Raw genomic sequence first — 17,050 nt, 5'->3', positions numbered from 1 at the left:
TCCCCCTTGCTGGGACGGTTAGCAACGCTGGCGTCCCCCCCCTCTCCCCGCTTGCGGGGAGAGGGGGGGGGGGGGACAAGTCCCGGCAAAAATGGAAATGCCTAGACCGGAATTTCCTGCCTGTGGCTGCATTGAAGGCGCGGGCAGGGCACGCAGGAGGGGCCGACTTCGACCGGCCTGCCGCCGAGATCGAGCCCGTCGCCATAGACGGTGCGGTCGGCATGAACGATGTCGCAGGCCAGCATGATCGAAAACACCAGCGGCTTTTGCCCGAAGCGCGCGGCGTGCTTGGAGACGGTCCTTGCCACCAGCAGGAAGCGCCCGCCGCCGGGAAAGAGCGACACCTGCCGCACCACGCCGCCCGTCGAGAACGCGTCGTAGATCGGCCACAGCAGGCAGCCATGGCCGAAGCCGGGAATGGTCAGGCCGGGCAGGGGAAAGCGCTTGGTCAGCCGGCCGGAGCGGTCGGCGCGCAGGAAGCCGAAGGGCAGGCCCTCGCGCCCCTTGCGGCGCAGCGTCACCAGCCGGTGCGCGGCCTGCTCGAAGCTGACCCCGGCCAGCGAGCTCAGCAGTTCGACGTCGTAGCGGCGCTCCTCGGCCATGCCGAGGAAATCGTCATAGGGCATCATCACGGCCCCGGCGACATAGGAGGAGAGGGCGCGCAGGGCGAGCCCCCTGGCCTCCTCAGTCGACAGCTCAAGCCTTGCCATGGTATCCGCCAGGCTGTCGGCGGCCGCTTTCGAGGCGTAGGTGCGAAGCATGCGGAAGATGCGCGCGGGGCGGGGCATGCTGTCCGAAAAGACAAGCCCGGGCTCATCCGCGGTGGCCGGGAGCGCCTCGCCGCCGATGCGGCAGGCGATGCCGAAGCGGCTTTCCAGGGCCGCGGCAAGCCCGTCTTCCTCGATCGCGTCCGTTTCGGCAAGCTCGCGGCGCAGCGCCTCGGCAACCGTCTCCAGTTGCGGGAAATGGTTGTTGTGGACGATGAGCGCTTCGTCGACCTCCCGGATCGGCGAGACCGGCCGCTGGCGCGCCGAGGTCTGGTCGAAATAGGCGACGAGGCTCTGCGTCGCCGGCACCAGATCGTGCGCTTCCGTGTTGATGGTGGCGATGAAGCGCCTGCGCTCGTCATCGGTGAGATCGGGAATGTCGGCCAGGATCTCGGCGCCGGACTTGATGCCGGCGATGCGGTTGAGGATCTCATGCAGGAGCTGGGATAGCAGCGGGTCGGATTTCAGCCGGTGCTGGAGCACCTCGATCTCCATGTTCGCATCGGCATAGGCCCGGTGCAGGCGGGCCAGCGCGGCCGCCGCTTCCGGAAAGCGGGCGACAAGATCGCGGATCGACTGTGGTTCGATCTCGATGCCGCTCATCAGCGGATCGGCGATCAATTCGCCGATGGCCGCGATGTTGCGCGCCTCGCTTTCGCCCGACAGATGCTCTAGGTCGATGCCCAGCCGCTCGCCGATGCGCAGCAGCAGCTTGCCACCGATGCTGCGCTTGTTGTTCTCGATCAGATTGAGATAGCTGGCCGAAATCCCCAGCGTGCGCGCCAGCGCCACCTGTGACAGGCCGGCCTCCAGGCGCCTGCGCCTTATGCGCACCCCGATTGGGATCCTGCTATTCGCCATTGTAAATTCTTTACTAAAGTGAATTTACTGATTTCCAATTTTTGACAAAAAACATATTTAATGTCAAATACTTATTGAGAATATAACAAACTGTGACAGTCTCTTCGCGCGAAGCCGAACATTCGGACGCGTGGAGGAGATGAAATGGCTAATTTTCGGACCAACAGGCGCAGCCTGCTGAAGGGCGCTGGCGCCGGCATCGTGGCGCTCGGCACGCCGCATATTTTCACCAAGGGCGCATGGGCCCAGAATTTCTGCAACGACCCGACCAGCGGCAAGATCGTGTTCGGCTTCAACGTGCCGCAGACCGGCTCCTACGCCGAGGAGGGGCTGGAGCAGCTCAAGGCCTACGAGCTGGCCGTCAAGCATATCAACGGCGAGGGCGACGGCGGCATGCTCAAGACGCTCAAGCCGCTTGCGCTGAAGGGCAATGGCGTGCTCGGCCGCAAGGTCGAATATGTGACCGGCGATACCCAGACCAACACCGACGCCGCCCGCGACGGCGCCCGCCGCATGATCGAGCGCGACAGGGCCATCATGGTCACCGGCTCGGTCACCTCCGGCGAGGCGATCGCCCAGCAGAGCCTGTGCCAGGAAATGGGCGTCATCTACATGTCCGGCCTGACGCACTCCAACGACACCACCGGCAAGGACAAGCGCCGCTACGGCTTCCGGCATTTCTTCAATGCCTACCAGTCCGGCGTCGCCATCGCGCCGTTCCTGGCCAAGGAATACGGCACCGACCGGCGCGCCTATCATTTGACCGCCGACTACACCTGGGGCTGGACGCAGGAGGAATCGATCAAGAACGCCACCGAGGCGCTCGGCTGGGAGACGGTGGCCACGGTCCGCACCCCGCTCGGCCTCGGCGACTATTCGCAATACCTCACCCCGGTGCTGAATTCGGGCGCCGACGTGCTCATCCTCAACCACTACGGCCATGACATGGTCAACTCGCTGCCGCAGGCGGTGCAGTTCGGCCTGCGCGACCGGCAGGCCAACGGCAAGAATTTCGAGATCGTCGTGCCGATGTTCTCCGAACTGATGGCGGTTGGCGCGGGCGAGGCGGTGAAGGGCATCATCGGCACATCCAACTGGCAATGGTCGTTGGATGACGAGGGCACCAAGGCCTTCACCAAATCCTATGGCGAGGCCTATGGCGCGCCGCCGTCGCAGTCGGCCCACACCGGCTATGTGCAGGCCATTCTCTATGCCGACGCGGTGGAGCGGGCCGGCACCTTCTACCCGCCGGAAGTCATCAAGGCGCTCGAAGGCTTCGAGTTCGACGGCATGGGCAACGGGCCGACGCTTTATCGTGACACCGACCACCAGTGCTTCAAGGAAGTTCTGGTCGTGCGCGGCAACGAGAACCCGTCGAGCCGGTTCGACGTGCTCAACGTGATCGGCAAGACGACGCGCGAGGACGTCACCTACGAGGCCTCGGTCTTCGGCGGGGAACTGGGCCCTTACGAACCCAACGAGTGCTGACGGCGATACCGGCCCATGCCCCGCCTGCATCATGCCGGCGGGGCGTGGGACCGCGCCGTCCTCCTCCCGGGCGTTCGCAATGCGCACCGTCTCGCACCGAAGGATTACTTAGATGAACGTGTTCTTGGCCCAGTTGCTCAACGGGCTGGACAAGGGCGGCGCCTATGCGCTGATCGCCCTTGGCCTCACACTGGTTTTCGGCACGCTTGGCGTCGTGAATTTCGCCCATGGCGCGCTGTTCATGCTCGGCTGCTTCTGCGCCGTCACCTTCCGCTATCTCATCACCCTGGAAACGGTGACCATCGATCCGGAAAAGCTGTCGCCGTGGGGCGCGCCGGTGGAGGTGCGCACGCCGCTGGTGCAGAACTGGTTCGGCGATTTCGGTGCCGTTCTGGTCGACTATTCGGTGCCGATCTCGATCCTGCTCGCCATCCCGGTGATGCTGTTCATCGGCATCGCCATGGAACGCGGCATCATCAAGCATTTCTACAAGCGCACCCACGCCGAGCAGATCCTCGTCACCTTCGGCCTGGCCATCGTCCTGCAGGAGATCGTCAAGAGCTTCTTCGGCGCCAATCCCGTCCCGCAGCCGATCCCGAGCGACCTGCGCGGCGCGGCCGACATCGGCGCCTGGTTCGGCATGGCGCCGCATGTGCTGACCTATCCGTGGTGGCGTATGATCTATCTGCTGTTCTCGGCGCTGGTCATCGGCGGCGTCTTCGCCTTCCTGCAATTCACCACCTTCGGCATGGTGGTGCGCGCCGGCATGTCCGACCGCGAGACCGTCGGGCTGATGGGCATCGACATCGACCGCCGCTTCACCATCGTCTTCGGCCTGGCGGCCGTGGTGGCGGGCGTGGCCGGCGTCATGTACACGCCGCTTCTGGCGCCCAACTACCATCTTGGCATGGATTTCCTGGTGCTGAGCTTCGTCGTCGTCGTGGTCGGCGGCATGGGCTCGCTGCCCGGGGCGGTGGCCGCCGGCTTCCTGCTCGGCATCCTGCAATCCTTCGCATCGATGACCGAGGTGAAATCCCTCATTCCCGGCATCGACCAGGTCATCATCTACCTCGTCGCAGTCGTCATCCTGCTCGTGCGCCCGCGCGGCCTGATGGGACGGCGCGGAATCATGGAGAGCTGATCCGCCATGTTCTCGCTTTCTCGCAAGGACCTCGCAGCACTGGCAGTCTTCGCTGCCGTGGTGCTGGCCATGCCGATCTGGCTGGCGCCCTTCGGCGCCGCCTATCCCGGCCTCATGCAGAAGTTCGCGATCTATGCGATCTTCGCCATCGGCTTCAACATCCTGTTCGGCCTCACCGGCTACCTGTCCTTCGGCCATGCCGCCTTCCTCGGCGTCGGCTCCTACACCACGGTGTGGTCGTTCAAGCTGCTGACCATGGACATCATGCCGGCCATGGTCTTCGCAGTCATCGTCAGCGGCCTGTTCGCGCTGCTGATCGGCTATTTCAGCCTGCGCCGCACCGGCATCTATTTCTCCATCCTCACCCTCGCTTTCGCCCAGATGAGCTACAGCCTGGCCTATTCGGTGCTGACGCCCATCACCAATGGCGAGACCGGCCTGCTGCTGGCGCGCAACGATCCGCGCTACATCGACGCCATTTTCGGGGCGCAGGCCAATATCGCCGGCCTGCCGCAGCCCACGCTGCTCGGCAGTTCGGTCAGCGGCTACATGGGCTTCTATCTGTGCGCCGTGGTGCTGATCCTCGCCTTCTACGTGTCGCAGAAGATCTTCGCCTCGCCCTTCGGCATGGCGCTGCGCGGCATCAAGTCGAACCAGACGCGCATGAACTATACCGGTTTCAACACCCGGCCCTATACGCTGGCGGCCTTCGTCATCTCGGGCATGTTCGCCGGGCTGGCCGGCGCCCTTCTGTCGATCACCGACCCGCTGGCGGGGGCCGAGCGCATGAAGTGGACGGAGTCCGGCAATGTCGTGCTGATGACCATATTGGGCGGCGTCGGAACCCTGTTCGGACCGGTCATCGGTGCCTGGCTGATCAAATATTTCGAGAACATCTTCTCGGCCATCAACACCAACATGCTCAACAACTTCTTCTCCTTCCTGCCCGACGGCGTGCAGGGCTTCGTGGTGACGGTGCTGTCGAAATTCGTAGGCGAGGGCTGGCACCTGACGCTCGGCCTGATGTTCGTGCTGATCGTGGTCTTCCTGCCGGGCGGCCTGGTCGAAGGCTTCAATCGCTTCGTGGCGCGCCTGAAACGACGAAAAGACGCACGCGACGGCGTCGGCTCGACCCAGCCGGCGGAATAGGAGGAAGGCGCGATGAACCACACACCCTCCAACATCATCCTGCACGCGGCCGACGTTCACAAGAACTTCGGCGGCCTGCGCGCCCTGTCCGACATCGACCTTCAGGTCGAGGAGGGCAAGACGCATGCCATCATCGGACCCAACGGGGCCGGCAAGTCGACGCTGCTCAACGTCATCATCGGCCGCATTCCGCCGTCGAGCGGCGCGGTCGTGTTCGACGGCACCGTGCTGACCGGCAAGGCACCCTACGAGATCAACCAGCTCGGCATCTCGCGGGTGTTCCAGACGCCGGAAATCTTCCCCGACCTGCCGGTGCTGCACAACGTCATGGCGCCGGCCTTTGCCCGGCGTGACGGGGCCTTCCGCATCAACATGCTGCGCAGCGTCGAGTCCGAGCGCGGGATCCGGGAGGAGGCCGAGGACATCCTCAACGACATCGGCCTGCACGGCCGCCGCGAGGACCATGCCGGCGCCCTGTCGCGCGGCGACAAGCGGCGGCTGGAACTGGCAATGTGCCTCATCCAGCGCCCGCGCCTCCTGTTGCTCGACGAGCCGACGGCCGGCATGAGCCGGCACGACACCAACAGCACGATCGAACTGCTGCGCAAGATCAAGTCCAGCGGCATGACCAAGGTCATCATCGAGCACGACATGCATGTCGTCTTTTCGCTGGCCGACCGCATTTCGGTTCTGGCGCAGGGGCGCATCATCGCGTCGGGCCTTCCGCAGGAGATCAAGGAAGACCCGCGCGTGCAGGAAGCCTATCTCGGCGGGAGCGTGCAATGAACGTCATGACCATGAAACGGGAAGCGATTTCGGCCGCCACCGAGGCCGATCCGTCCAAGGCTTTCTTCGCCGTGCGGGACATCCATGCCTATTATGGCGAAAGCTATATCGTACAGGGCGTCACGCTCGACGTGAAGAAGGGCGAGATCCTGGCACTCCTCGGCCGCAACGGCGCCGGCAAGACCTCCACCTTGCGCACCATCGCCCGCATGGACGATCCGCAATTGCGTTCGGGCGAAATCTGGCTGGAGGGCCAGCCGCTCCACGCCATGAAGTCCTGGCAGGCCTCGCGCGCCGGTATCCAGCTCGTGCCGGAGGACCGGCGCATCATCCCCGGCATGACCGTGGAGGAAAACCTCATACTGGCACAGGTGGCGCCGGGGCACGGCATGTCGGTGGAGGAGCTTTACGAGCATTTCCCGCGGCTGGCGGAGCGGCGCAGGCAGGAGGCCGTCACCCTGTCCGGCGGCGAGCAGCAGATGCTGGCCGTGGCCCGCGCGCTGGCGCGGGAGGTGAAGCTTCTCCTGCTGGACGAGCCCTATGAGGGACTGGCGCCGGTCATCGTTCAGGAGATCGAGCGCATCGTCTACGGCATCAAGGAGCGCGGCATCACCACCATCATCGTCGAGCAGAACGCGGTCGCGGCGCTGCGGCTGGCCGACCGCGCCGTCATCCTCGATACCGGCGAGCTGGTCTTTGCCGGCGCGGCCAGGGAGCTTCTCGAAAGCGAGGAGCTTCGCAACGAATATCTGGCAATCTGACGGGAGAGGAATATCGAAGCCGAAAATTCACGCCTGACCTGCCGGACTATCGGCTCTATGATCCGGGCCGGCGCGAGGTTGCGCCGAACTTCAAAGCGAAGCCCGAATGATGGACAGGACGTGATGAATGCATCCGAGCAGATCGACCAATTGATCGCCGGCCTGCAGGATTGGCGCGGCACGACGCTGGCCAGGGTGCGCAAGGCCATTCTGGGTGCCGATCCCGGCATTGTCGAGGAGTGGAAGTGGAAGGGCAGCCCGGTATGGTCCCGCGACGGCAATCTTCTGGTCGGCAACGCCCACAAGGACAAGGTGAAGCTGACCTTCGCGCATGGGGCCAGCCTGCCTGACCCAAAGGGCCTCTTCAATGCCGGCCTGGGCGGCAAGGTATGGCGGGCCATCGATCTTTTCGAAGGCGATGAGATCGACGAAACCGCGCTTCAGGACCTCGTTCGCGCGGCGGTGAAGTTCAATCAGGCCCGACGGGCGAAGAAATAGTCGGCGGCTCCTTCGCGGTTTCGCGCCGGCTGCCATGGACCAGCAGGATGGCCGCGCCTCAATGGAGGTCGTGACGTTGCGAACGCAAAGGAGACGTATGGCATCGCTCGTTGATCGGGCAATCCCGACAGCACGGGCGATGCTTATGACAGAGGGTCTGGCCCAGATGTTTCATCAATATGTGGAGTTCCACCAGGTCGCCGGCGCTCCAGTCGCTCATGATCGCCATCGCCACCTCGTAGGTGGTTTCCGTCTCCGGCGTGGATCGAACGAACCCGAACCGGCCCATTACCCTTAAAACGTGGGAGTCGACGACGAACGCCGGCATTTGCAATGTGCTGAAATTGAGCGTGGATGCCGAGACCTTGCGCCCGACACCCGGCAAACGTTCGAGCCACGCAAGCGCAGTTTCGACGTCCAGCTTGCCGAGGAACGTCAGGTCGAAATCCGGCTGCCTCGCGGCTATGATGTTGATCGTGGCATGAAGCTGCCGGGCCTTGACGTCGGGAAACGTCACATCGCCAATGGTTGTCTCGATGTCGCCGCGTGTTGCCCCCGCGAGCCCGGACCATGCGGGATAGGTCTCGACGAGCCGCCGATAGGCACCCCACGATACATGGTCATACGTCCGCCCGCTGATCGATGATCTGACGAGTTGGTCGATAGGGGCTCTGGCCGGGATCGGGGCGGGAGAGCCGAAGCAGGCCCTCAGCCGGTCCCGTATCCACGTCATATCCCCGACAGCACCGAAGTCGAATGCCATTTGCATAGCGACAAATTATAGAACAAAACAAGAACATTGGCAAGGCATCCAACCGACGACAGATTCGACGGCCAAGGCCAGCGTGGGCGAGGGATTTTTCAGGCGTGAGCTGGACCGGCCGGCCCGGAGCGATGAGCGCGCCGCATTGAAAGAAGCAGGGCCCGGACGCGGGATCGTCACCTAGGTGTCGGCCCAGGTCAGTTCTTCGATTTTGGAAACGACCAGATCGAAAGTCTTTGTTTCTTCCAGCAGAGCCATGTTGATGTCGCCGCTCTTGAGCGACTCCAGCATGTTGTTTTTCAGATCGGAAGCAGCCTCGGCGCCCTCGCGGTTCTCCACATGCCTGAGTGCATAGCCTATGCACAGATAAAGCGTATTGAATATGATCTTTATCTGCTCCATTTCGGCGCCGCTCATCTCTTCGGTGCTGTCAACCATTTCCGGCTCCATTTCATCTCGTCGGCAGGCCCTGCAGCGGGGTGGTTTTAGGCAACGCGAGATTCAATGAATTGTTCCAGTGATTTACGCAATCACTGGTTGTGTTCTTGATGTATCTGATGATGGACCGGAAGGTTGACTTTACCGACCCTCGGCGGCGGACCGCAGCTTGGCCGCAGCGACCTGGCGCCGCATGCGGCCCGGGGAGGGGATGAGAGCCGCTGGCTCACGGTGGGTGTTTTCCTGGAAGACACGGCAGGCCAGCCACGCGAGGCCGGCGAGTGTAAGCAGTCGAATCATACTGGCTCTCCTTTCACCGCAAAACTCGAAATCGGCCAAGGAGTTCCGCTTTCGCAGGGCAGCCAACAAAAAAGCGGGCTTGAGCCCGCTTTCCTTCGACTTCCGAGATGTCAACGCGCTGCCGGTACATTCATGGTCAACGCGGTTCGATCGGATCAAATACAGCAACCGCTTGCCCGAACCTCACCACGCATCTCGCAGGACGTTCCAAGCCGCAGCCGGCTGATGTTCGCCTTTGTAGATGCCGATTGTGTTGGAATTGAGGGGGTCATTGGGTTTGCCAGTGCGGCAGCTTTGGCGAAGGCGGAAAAAGTAAATGAAATCAAATGTATATGGCGGAGAGAGAGGGATTCGAACCCTCGATAGAGTTGCCCCTATACACGCGTTCCAGGCGTGCGCCTTCAACCACTCGGCCACCTCTCCGTCTTGTGTGCAGGCATCGGCCGGTTTCGCCGTGCTGGTCGGGAGTGCACACTTCCCATCGAACAACGGCCAGGCCGTTTCGGCATCCCTGACCAAAGGTTGCCTGTACGCCGTGCCGCCGCAAAGCAGCAGGCGCGGGGCTCATCTAGTCGATCCTGCCGCGAATGCCAAGACATATCCGACAAACAATCTGCGGATGATGGCTGCAATCGAAAAAAGAATGGCCGGTGGCGGCAGGAACGGGCGCGAAGGCTGGAAAAAAGCCCCGCACATCGTGCGGGGCCTTGCCTGGAGTCGGTTCCGATCGCTCACACCGAGTAGTACATATCGTACTCGATCGGATGCGGCGTCATCTCGAAACGCATCACCTCGGCCATCTTCAGTTCGATGAAGGAATCGATCTGGTCGTCGTCGAACACGCCGCCGGCCTTCAGGAAGGCGCGGTCCTTGTCGAGGTTCTGCAGCGCCTCGCGCAGCGAGCCCGAGACGGTCGGGATCTTCTTCAGTTCCTTCGGCGGCAGGTCGTACAGGTCCTTGTCCATCGGCTGGCCGGGATGGATCTTGTTCTTGATGCCGTCGAGACCGGCCATCAGCAGCGCGGCGAAGGCGAGGTAGGGGTTCGCGCCCGGATCGGGGAAGCGGACCTCCAGGCGCTTCGACTTCGGCGAGGAGCCGAACGGGATGCGGCAGGAAGCCGAGCGGTTGCGGGCCGAATAGGCCAGCAGCACCGGTGCCTCGTAGCCCGGCACCAGCCGCTTGTAGGAATTGGTCAGCGGATTGGTGAAGGCGTTGATGGCCTTGGCGTGCTTGATGACGCCGCCGATGAAGTAGAGGCAGCTCTCCGACAGGCCGGCATATTCATTGCCGGCGAAGGTCGGCTTGCCGTCCTTCCAGATCGACATGTGGACGTGCATGCCCGAGCCGTTGTCGCCGAAGATCGGCTTCGGCATGAAGGTGGCCGTCTTGCCGTAGGCATTGGCGACCTGATGCACGACATACTTGTAGATCAGCATCTTGTCGGCGTTGCGTACCAGCGTGTCGAACTTGATGCCGAGCTCGTGCTGGGCCGCGGCCACCTCATGGTGGTGCTTTTCGACGCGCACACCCATTTCGGTGAGCACGGTGAGCATCTCGGAGCGCATGTCCTGGCACGAATCGATCGGCGGCACGGGGAAGTAGCCGCCCTTGACGCGCGGACGGTGGCCGAGATTGCCGGTCTCGTAGTCGGTGTCGTCGTTGGACGGCAGTTCGGTCGAGTCGAGCTTGAAACCGGTGTTGTAGGGATCGGCCTTGTACTTGACGTCGTCGAAAACGAAGAACTCGGCTTCCGGACCGACATAGATGGTGTCGCCGATGCCTTCGGCCTTCATGTAGGCCTCGGCCTTCTTGGCGATGCCGCGCGGGTCGCGATTGTAGGATTCGCCGGACACCGGATCGAGGATGTCGCACAGGATGACCATGGTCGACTGGGCGAAGAACGGGTCCATGTGCACCGTCTCCGGATCGGGCATCAGCACCATGTCGGACTCGTTGATCGCCTTCCAGCCGGCGATGGACGAGCCGTCGAACATGACACCGTCGGCGAACATGTCTTCCTCGACCTCGGCGATGTCCATGGTCACGTGCTGCAGCTTGCCCTTCGGATCGGTGAAGCGCAGATCGACGAACTTCACGTCGTTGTCCTTGATCTGCCTCATGATGTCGGCGGCTGTGGTCATTTTCAGGCTTTCCTTGCGTTTGGGAGAGAAGGATTGGAGGGAGAAATCAGATGGCGTCGGTGCCGGTCTCGCCGGTGCGGATGCGGACGACTTCCTCGATATTGGAGACGAAGATCTTGCCGTCGCCGATGCGCCCGGTCTGGGCGGCCTTGCGGATCGCCTCGACCGCGGTTTCCACCGCGTCGTCGCCCAGCACGAGCTCGATCTTCACCTTGGGCAGGAAGTCGACGACATATTCGGCGCCCCGGTAAAGCTCGGTGTGGCCTTTCTGGCGACCGAAGCCCTTGGCCTCGATGACGGTGATGCCTTGCAGGCCGGCTTCCTGAAGGGCCTCCTTCACCTCGTCGAGCTTGAACGGCTTTATGATCGCTTCGATCTTCTTCATGAACTGGACCTCCAATGCAAAGGGGCGCGAAACCCCGCTCGCGCAACATCAAGCATGATCCGTGCCAATTCCGACAGGGAGCGGGACTCATCGTGATTTCCGCCAGTGCGACAGGGGTGGCAAGGTCAGGCGGCAGCCAGTGGAAGGCAGGCCGGCGGCAATGTCCAGCCAGTCCTTGCATAAAATTTAGGCAGCCTGGTTATTTTGCGCGCAGCTCTGCACCTGCGCACCCATCGTCCCGGGTTGCGTTTATGCTTTATGCTTTATGCTGTATGCGCTCGCGCTGAACGTCGAAATCTGGGAGAAAATCACCCGATGCGCATAGAACTCCTTTCGCCCGCCGAAATGGGGGAGGCCGACAAAAGGGCGATCGAGGCCGGCCCCTTCGACGGCATCGGGCTGATGCATAATGCCGGCGCGGCCATCGCGCGGGAGGTGCTTGCGCGCTACCCGGCGGCCGGGCCGGTGCACGTGCTGTGCGGGCCCGGCAACAATGGCGGCGACGGCTATGTCGTCGCGCGGTTGCTGGCCGAAAGCGGCGCGGCGGTGTCGCTCTGGGCGTCCGGTCCACCCCGGGCGGGAAGCGACGCGGCCATTGCCGCCGCCGAATGTCCGCTGGAGCCGCTGCCGCTGGCCGATTTTTCGGCTGCTCCCGGTTCGATCGTGGTCGATGCGCTTTACGGGGCAGGCCTGTCCAAACCGCTGGACGGAGAGGCCGCGCGCGCGGTCGAACGCGTCGCGGGGCTCGGTCTGCCGGTGGTTGCCGTCGATCTGCCTTCCGGCATCTCGGGCGACAGCGGGCGGGCGACAGGCCCTGCCTTTTATGCTGAACTGACCGTCACCTTCGCGCGCAAAAAGCCCGGTCACCTGCTGATGCCGGGGCGGGGCCACTGCGGTGAGGTGGTGGTGGCCGATATCGGCATCGGCGATGCTGTCATAGGCGGGTTGCAGGTCAGGACGTTCGAGAACGGCCCGGCGCTCTGGCTGACGGCGTTGCCCGTGCCGGATGTCGACACCCACAAATATCGGCGCGGCCATGTCGGCGTCTTTTCCGGCGGACCAGCCTCTACCGGTGCCGCGCGTCTGTCGGCGCTTGCGGCGGCGCGCAGCGGGGCAGGGGCGGTCACCGTGCTGTCGCCGGCCAATGCGCTCATGGTCAATGCCGCGCATCTCACCTCGATCATGCTGCGCAAGATCGACGACACGGCCGAGCTTGAGGCTTTCCTTGCCGAGCGCCGCCCGTCGGCGCTGGTGCTCGGCCCCGGCTTCGGGGTGGGCGAAAAGGCACGCGATTTCGCGCTGGCCGTGCTGGGCGCGCAGGGCGGCGTGGAAGGGCTGGTGCTGGATGCCGACGGCCTCACGGCCTTTCGCCAGCAGCCGGACCTGTTGTTTGCGGCGGCGGCTCCAAAGGATGGGCCGGCGCTGGTGCTGACCCCGCATGACGGCGAGTTCGCCCGCCTGTTCCCCGATCTGGCGACCGATGAGGTCCTGTCCAAGCCGGAGAGGGCGCGGAAGGCGGCGGCCCGCTGCCATGGCATCGTCATTGCCAAGGGGCCGGACACGGTGATCGCCGCGCCGGACGGCCGTGCAGCCATCAACGCCAACGGCGCGCCGTGGCTGGCGACCGCCGGCTCGGGCGATGTGCTGGCGGGGCTTGTCGCCGGACTGCTGGCGCAGGGCATGCCGGCCTTCGAGGCGGCCTGCGCGGCGGTGTGGATGCATGCCGAGGCAGGCAGCCATTTCGGGCCGGGCCTGATCGCAGAGGACCTGCCATTGGCGCTGGTGCCGGTTCTGCGGGCGTTGATCGCCGAGCCTTGAGTCGCCTGAAACGCGCGTCAGCCGCTGTTTTCATCTGCCGCGAAGCAGATGAGGTTTCCGTCCGGATCGGTGACGATGAAGGTGCGTGCGCCCCAGGCTTCTGTCTTGAGCGGCTGGAAGAAGGATACGCCGGCGGCTTGATAGGTCAGGAACAGTTGCTTGATGCCGTGGTCGAGCACGATGGTCGCCCCGACCAGATGTTCCTGCCTGACCCGGTCGCCGTCCATCACCGGCTTGTCGACACAACGCAGGTTGAGGCGCGCGCCATCACGGAAAACCTGCGCATAGAACGGCGGCTCCCCATAGGTGAAGCGGATGCTGAAACCGAGCTTGCCGGTGTAGAAATCGCAGGCACGGCTAATGTCGGCGACAAATAGCTGCGGTTCGGCCAGGGCGAGAAGCGGCTCCTTCTCTTGGGGGATCGGGGTGCTCATGGTCAGGGTTCCTTTTTTGAGCGCTTCCCAGTTTTCGGACCCCGCCTTGCGGGCAACCAGTTCCTGCGCGTCGGCAAGCTTGAATTCGCTGTCGAGGATCTGCCGGTCGCTCAGGCCGTGGAAGCGTGGCAACAGCGCGCGGATTGCCGCCGCCACTGGATAATGGCCTTCACGGTGCCACTTCAGATGAAGCTTGGCCTGCTTTCGGGCGTGTTCGAGGTTTGGCATGGCGCATATCGGTTGAAGATGTCGTAGGCGGGCAATGCCCCTCCGGCCCGAAGCCGATGCGCCCTACAGCAGCGGCTGGACGCTAGACGATCACGGCGCAGGTGGTCAAGCGCGATGGAGCGGCGTCGCGGTTGACTTGGCGCGGCCCATCCGATTTACCGTGATGACGAATCCCGACAGTCCGGACCTCACTCCATGCTTGAAAAAACCTACGACGCGAAGACCGTCGAGCCGAGAATAGCCAAAACCTGGGACGAGGCGGATGCTTTCCGGGCCGGCGCCGGTGCGGAGGATGGCGCGGAAGCCTTCGCCATCGTCATTCCGCCGCCCAATGTCACCGGCTCCCTGCATATGGGCCATGCGCTCAACAACACGCTGCAGGACATTCTGGTGCGTTTCGAGCGCATGCGGGGCAAGAACGTGCTGTGGCAGCCGGGCATGGATCATGCCGGCATCGCCACGCAGATGGTGGTCGAGCGCCGGCTTATGGAAAAGCAGATCCACCGCCGCGACCTCAGCCGCGAGGAATTCATCGACAAGGTTTGGGAATGGAAGGCCGAATCCGGCGGCGCCATCTTCAACCAGTTGAAGCGCCTCGGCGCCTCCTGCGACTGGTCGCGCGAGCGCTTCACCATGGACGAGGGCCTCTCGAAGGCGGTGCTGGAGGTCTTCGTCACGCTCTACAAGGAAGGGCTGATCTACAAGGACAAGCGCCTTGTGAACTGGGATCCGGCGCTGCTGACCGCCATTTCCGACCTCGAGGTCGAGCAGAAGGAGATGGACGGCCATCTGTGGCACTTCCGCTATCCGGTCGAGGGCGTCACCTACGATCCCGAGAATCCGGATACCTACGTTACCGTCGCCACCACGCGCCCCGAGACCATGCTGGGCGATACCGGCGTCGCCGTTCACCCGGATGACGAGCGCTTCAGGAAGCTGGTCGGGCGCAAGGTCGTGCTGCCGATGGTCGGGCGCTCCATTCCGGTCGTCGCCGACGAATATTCGGACCCGGAGAAGGGCACGGGCGCGGTCAAGATCACGCCTGCGCACGACTTCAACGACTTCGAGGTCGGCAAGCGCCACAAGCTGCCTGCCATCAATGTGCTGACCGTCGAGGCGGCCATCAACATCAAGGACAATGAGGATTTCCTCGAAGGCGTCGAGGTGACGCCGGCGCGCGAGGGCGTGTGGGACCAGCTCCACGGCCTCGACCGTTTCGAGGCGCGCAAGCTGATCGTGAAGATCATGGAGGAGGGCGGGTTCCTCGCCAGGATCGAGCCGCACCGGCACACGGTGCCGCACGGCGATCGCGGCGGCGTGCCGATCGAGCCCTTCCTCACCGACCAGTGGTATGTGAATGCCGCCGAACTGGCGAAGCCGGCCATCGCCTCGGTGCGCGAGGGGCGCACCAATTTCGTGCCGAAGAACTGGGAAAAGACCTATTTCGACTGGATGGAGAACATCCAGCCCTGGACGATCTCGCGCCAGCTCTGGTGGGGCCATCAGATTCCGGCCTGGTATGGCCCGGATGGACATGTCTTCGTGGAGAAGACGGAGCAGGAGGCGTTGGACGCCGCCGTCCAGTATTATCTGGCCCAGGAAGGCCCCTGGAAGGCCTGGGTCGAGGAACGGCTGGAGAATTTCGAGCCGGGCGAGATTCTCACCCGTGACGAGGACGTTCTCGATACGTGGTTCTCCTCGGCCCTGTGGCCGTTCTCGACGCTCGGCTGGCCGGACCAGACGCCCGAACTGAAGACCTACTACCAGACCGACGTGCTGGTGACCGGCTTCGACATCATCTTCTTCTGGGTGGCCCGCATGATGATGATGGGCCTTCACTTCATGGACGAGGAGCCCTTCCACACCGTCTATGTGCATGCGCTGGTGCGCGACAAGCACGGTGCCAAGATGTCGAAATCCAAGGGCAACGTCATCGACCCGCTGGAACTGATCGACGAATACGGCGCCGATGCGCTGCGCTTCACGCTGGCCATCATGGCCGCGCAGGGCCGCGACGTGAAGCTCGACCCGGCCCGCATCGCCGGCTACCGCAATTTCGGCACCAAGCTGTGGAACGCCACGCGCTTCGCCCAGATGAACGGCGTGGCGCGCGACGACGACTTCTGGCTGGGCGACGCCAAGCTGGCCGTCAACCGCTGGATCCTGACCGAGCTGACGCGTGCGGCGCGCGCCGTCACCGAGGGCATCGCCACCTATCGCTTCAACGAGGCGGCGGGGGCGGCCTATCGCTTCGTGTGGAACCTCGTCTGCGACTGGTATGTCGAGCTTTTGAAGCCGGTATTCATGGGCGACGACGAGGCTGCCAAGGCCGAAAGCCGCGCCTGCTTCGCCTTCGTGCTGGATGAGATCTACAAGCTCCTGCACCCGATGATGCCATTCATGACTGAGGAACTGTGGGCGCAGACGGCTGGCGAGGGCCGTGAGCGGTCGACGCTGCTGTGCCACGCGACCTGGCCGGCCCCTGAATTCGAGGATGCGGAGGCCGCGGCCGATATCAACTGGCTGGTCGATCTCGTGTCCGGCATCCGCTCGGTGCGTTCGGAAATGAACGTGCCGCCGGCGGCGATCGCGCCGCTGGTCGTGGTGGACACCAATGAGACCACGCGTGAGCGGCTGGCCCGCCATGAGACGGCCATCCGCCGGCTGGCCCGCGTCGGCGACATCTCGCTGGCCGATGCGGCCCCGAAGGGCTCCGCCCAGATGGTGCTGGGCGAGGCTACGGTCTGCCTGCCGCTGGGCGAACTGGTCGACCTCAAGGCCGAGGCCGCCCGCCTCCAGAAGGAGGTCGCCAAGGTGACGCAGGAGATCGCGCGCCTGGCCAAGAAGCTGTCGAACGAAAAGTTCGTCGCCAACGCGCCGGAAGAGGTTGTGACGGCCGAGCGCGAGAAACTGGCCGAGTTCGAGGAAACCCAGCAGCGGCTTGGCGTGGCGCTCGAACGGGTGCGTTCCGCCGGCTAGAGCATTTTGCAGCCAGACGGAATCGTCTGGCGTTGCATAAATGCGGCCAAGGAAACCAAGCTGGAGCAGCGTTCGTCAGAACGCCCGCTGCTCCAGCGACTTTCACCGGAAAT

15 protein-coding genes and 1 tRNA gene are annotated in these 17,050 nt (G+C 63.7%); 9 read left to right on the top strand and 7 right to left on the bottom strand.

The features are described 5' to 3' along the window. Positions 1-101: 101 nt before the first annotated feature. Positions 102-1,628 carry a helix-turn-helix domain-containing protein gene (locus tag ABID37_RS02920; protein WP_354192546.1) on the bottom strand — a complete coding sequence of 509 codons (1,527 nt, stop codon included), beginning with the start codon at positions 1,626-1,628 and terminating at the stop codon, positions 102-104. Positions 1,629-1,772: 144 nt separating this feature from the next. Between ABID37_RS02920 and ABID37_RS02915 the strand changes: the two genes are divergently transcribed. The 6 genes from ABID37_RS02915 to ABID37_RS02890 all read left to right on the top strand — a co-directional run bounded on the left by ABID37_RS02915 (position 1,773) and on the right by ABID37_RS02890 (position 7,451). Continuing rightward, positions 1,773-3,116, top strand: a complete 1,344-nt coding sequence (locus ABID37_RS02915) for a substrate-binding protein (protein ID WP_354192545.1) — start codon at positions 1,773-1,775, stop codon at positions 3,114-3,116. 112 nt (positions 3,117-3,228) lie between these two features. Beyond that, positions 3,229-4,257: a branched-chain amino acid ABC transporter permease gene (locus ABID37_RS02910; protein ID WP_354192544.1), complete on the top strand. Its 1,029-nt coding sequence runs from the start codon at positions 3,229-3,231 to the stop codon at positions 4,255-4,257. A gap of 6 nt (positions 4,258-4,263) precedes the next feature. Then, positions 4,264-5,406: a branched-chain amino acid ABC transporter permease gene (locus ABID37_RS02905; protein ID WP_354192543.1), complete on the top strand. Its 1,143-nt coding sequence runs from the start codon at positions 4,264-4,266 to the stop codon at positions 5,404-5,406. A gap of 12 nt (positions 5,407-5,418) precedes the next feature. Beyond that, a complete protein-coding gene (locus tag ABID37_RS02900; RefSeq protein ID WP_354192542.1) occupies positions 5,419-6,192 on the top strand; it encodes an ABC transporter ATP-binding protein in 774 nt (257 codons plus the stop codon). Between the two features lie 5 nt (positions 6,193-6,197). Further along, entirely contained in the window at positions 6,198-6,953 is a 756-nt protein-coding gene (locus tag ABID37_RS02895; protein ID WP_354193038.1) for an ABC transporter ATP-binding protein, read from the top strand. A gap of 123 nt (positions 6,954-7,076) precedes the next feature. After that, positions 7,077-7,451: a DUF1801 domain-containing protein gene (locus ABID37_RS02890; protein ID WP_354193037.1), complete on the top strand. Its 375-nt coding sequence runs from the start codon at positions 7,077-7,079 to the stop codon at positions 7,449-7,451. A gap of 58 nt (positions 7,452-7,509) precedes the next feature. Here ABID37_RS02890 and ABID37_RS02885 read toward each other — a convergent pair whose 3' ends face one another. Together ABID37_RS02885 and ABID37_RS02880 are read right to left on the bottom strand one after the other, a co-directional pair. Beyond that, positions 7,510-8,214, bottom strand: coding sequence for an endonuclease III domain-containing protein (locus ABID37_RS02885; protein WP_354192541.1), 705 nt, complete (start codon positions 8,212-8,214; stop codon positions 7,510-7,512). Positions 8,215-8,394: 180 nt separating this feature from the next. After that, positions 8,395-8,652, bottom strand: coding sequence for a hypothetical protein (locus ABID37_RS02880; RefSeq protein ID WP_354192539.1), 258 nt, complete (start codon positions 8,650-8,652; stop codon positions 8,395-8,397). Between the two features lie 135 nt (positions 8,653-8,787). Here ABID37_RS02880 and ABID37_RS02875 point away from each other — a divergent pair, with 135 nt between their 5' ends. Beyond that, complete coding sequence (locus tag ABID37_RS02875; protein WP_354192538.1) at positions 8,788-9,318, top strand: hypothetical protein; 531 nt, start codon at positions 8,788-8,790, stop codon at positions 9,316-9,318. Here the strand turns inward: ABID37_RS02875 and ABID37_RS02870 are convergent. From ABID37_RS02870 to ABID37_RS02860, 3 genes are all read right to left on the bottom strand, one after another. After that, positions 9,286-9,375 (bottom strand) — tRNA-Ser (locus tag ABID37_RS02870). The two genes, ABID37_RS02875 and ABID37_RS02870, sit on opposite strands and share 33 nt — an antisense overlap. Positions 9,376-9,683: 308 nt before the next feature. After that, positions 9,684-11,093, bottom strand: a complete 1,410-nt coding sequence (glnA, locus tag ABID37_RS02865; RefSeq protein ID WP_354192537.1) for a type I glutamate--ammonia ligase — start codon at positions 11,091-11,093, stop codon at positions 9,684-9,686. 46 nt (positions 11,094-11,139) lie between these two features. Continuing rightward, the gene (locus ABID37_RS02860; RefSeq protein ID WP_354192536.1) at positions 11,140-11,478 is read right to left on the bottom strand and encodes a P-II family nitrogen regulator; all 339 of its coding nucleotides are present in this window, start codon (positions 11,476-11,478) and stop codon (positions 11,140-11,142) included. Positions 11,479-11,793: 315 nt separating this feature from the next. Here ABID37_RS02860 and ABID37_RS02855 point away from each other — a divergent pair, with 315 nt between their 5' ends. Further along, positions 11,794-13,296, top strand: a complete 1,503-nt coding sequence (locus ABID37_RS02855) for an NAD(P)H-hydrate dehydratase (RefSeq protein ID WP_354192535.1) — start codon at positions 11,794-11,796, stop codon at positions 13,294-13,296. 17 nt (positions 13,297-13,313) lie between these two features. Here the strand turns inward: ABID37_RS02855 and ABID37_RS02850 are convergent, their stop codons facing one another. Then, a complete protein-coding gene (locus tag ABID37_RS02850) occupies positions 13,314-13,958 on the bottom strand; it encodes a VOC family protein (RefSeq protein WP_354192534.1) in 645 nt (214 codons plus the stop codon). 195 nt (positions 13,959-14,153) lie between these two features. Between ABID37_RS02850 and ABID37_RS02845 the strand changes: the two genes are divergently transcribed. Then, positions 14,154-16,937, top strand: coding sequence for a valine--tRNA ligase (locus ABID37_RS02845; RefSeq protein WP_354192533.1), 2,784 nt, complete (start codon positions 14,154-14,156; stop codon positions 16,935-16,937). The last annotated feature ends 113 nt before the right edge of the window (positions 16,938-17,050 follow it).

The organism is Aquamicrobium terrae, assembly GCF_040545735.1.
In the GTDB taxonomy this organism is placed as follows: domain Bacteria; phylum Pseudomonadota; class Alphaproteobacteria; order Rhizobiales; family Rhizobiaceae; genus Mesorhizobium; species Mesorhizobium terrae_A.
The sequence above is the reverse complement of the archived record's forward strand: the minus strand, read 5'-3'. Positions and strand labels throughout refer to the sequence as shown.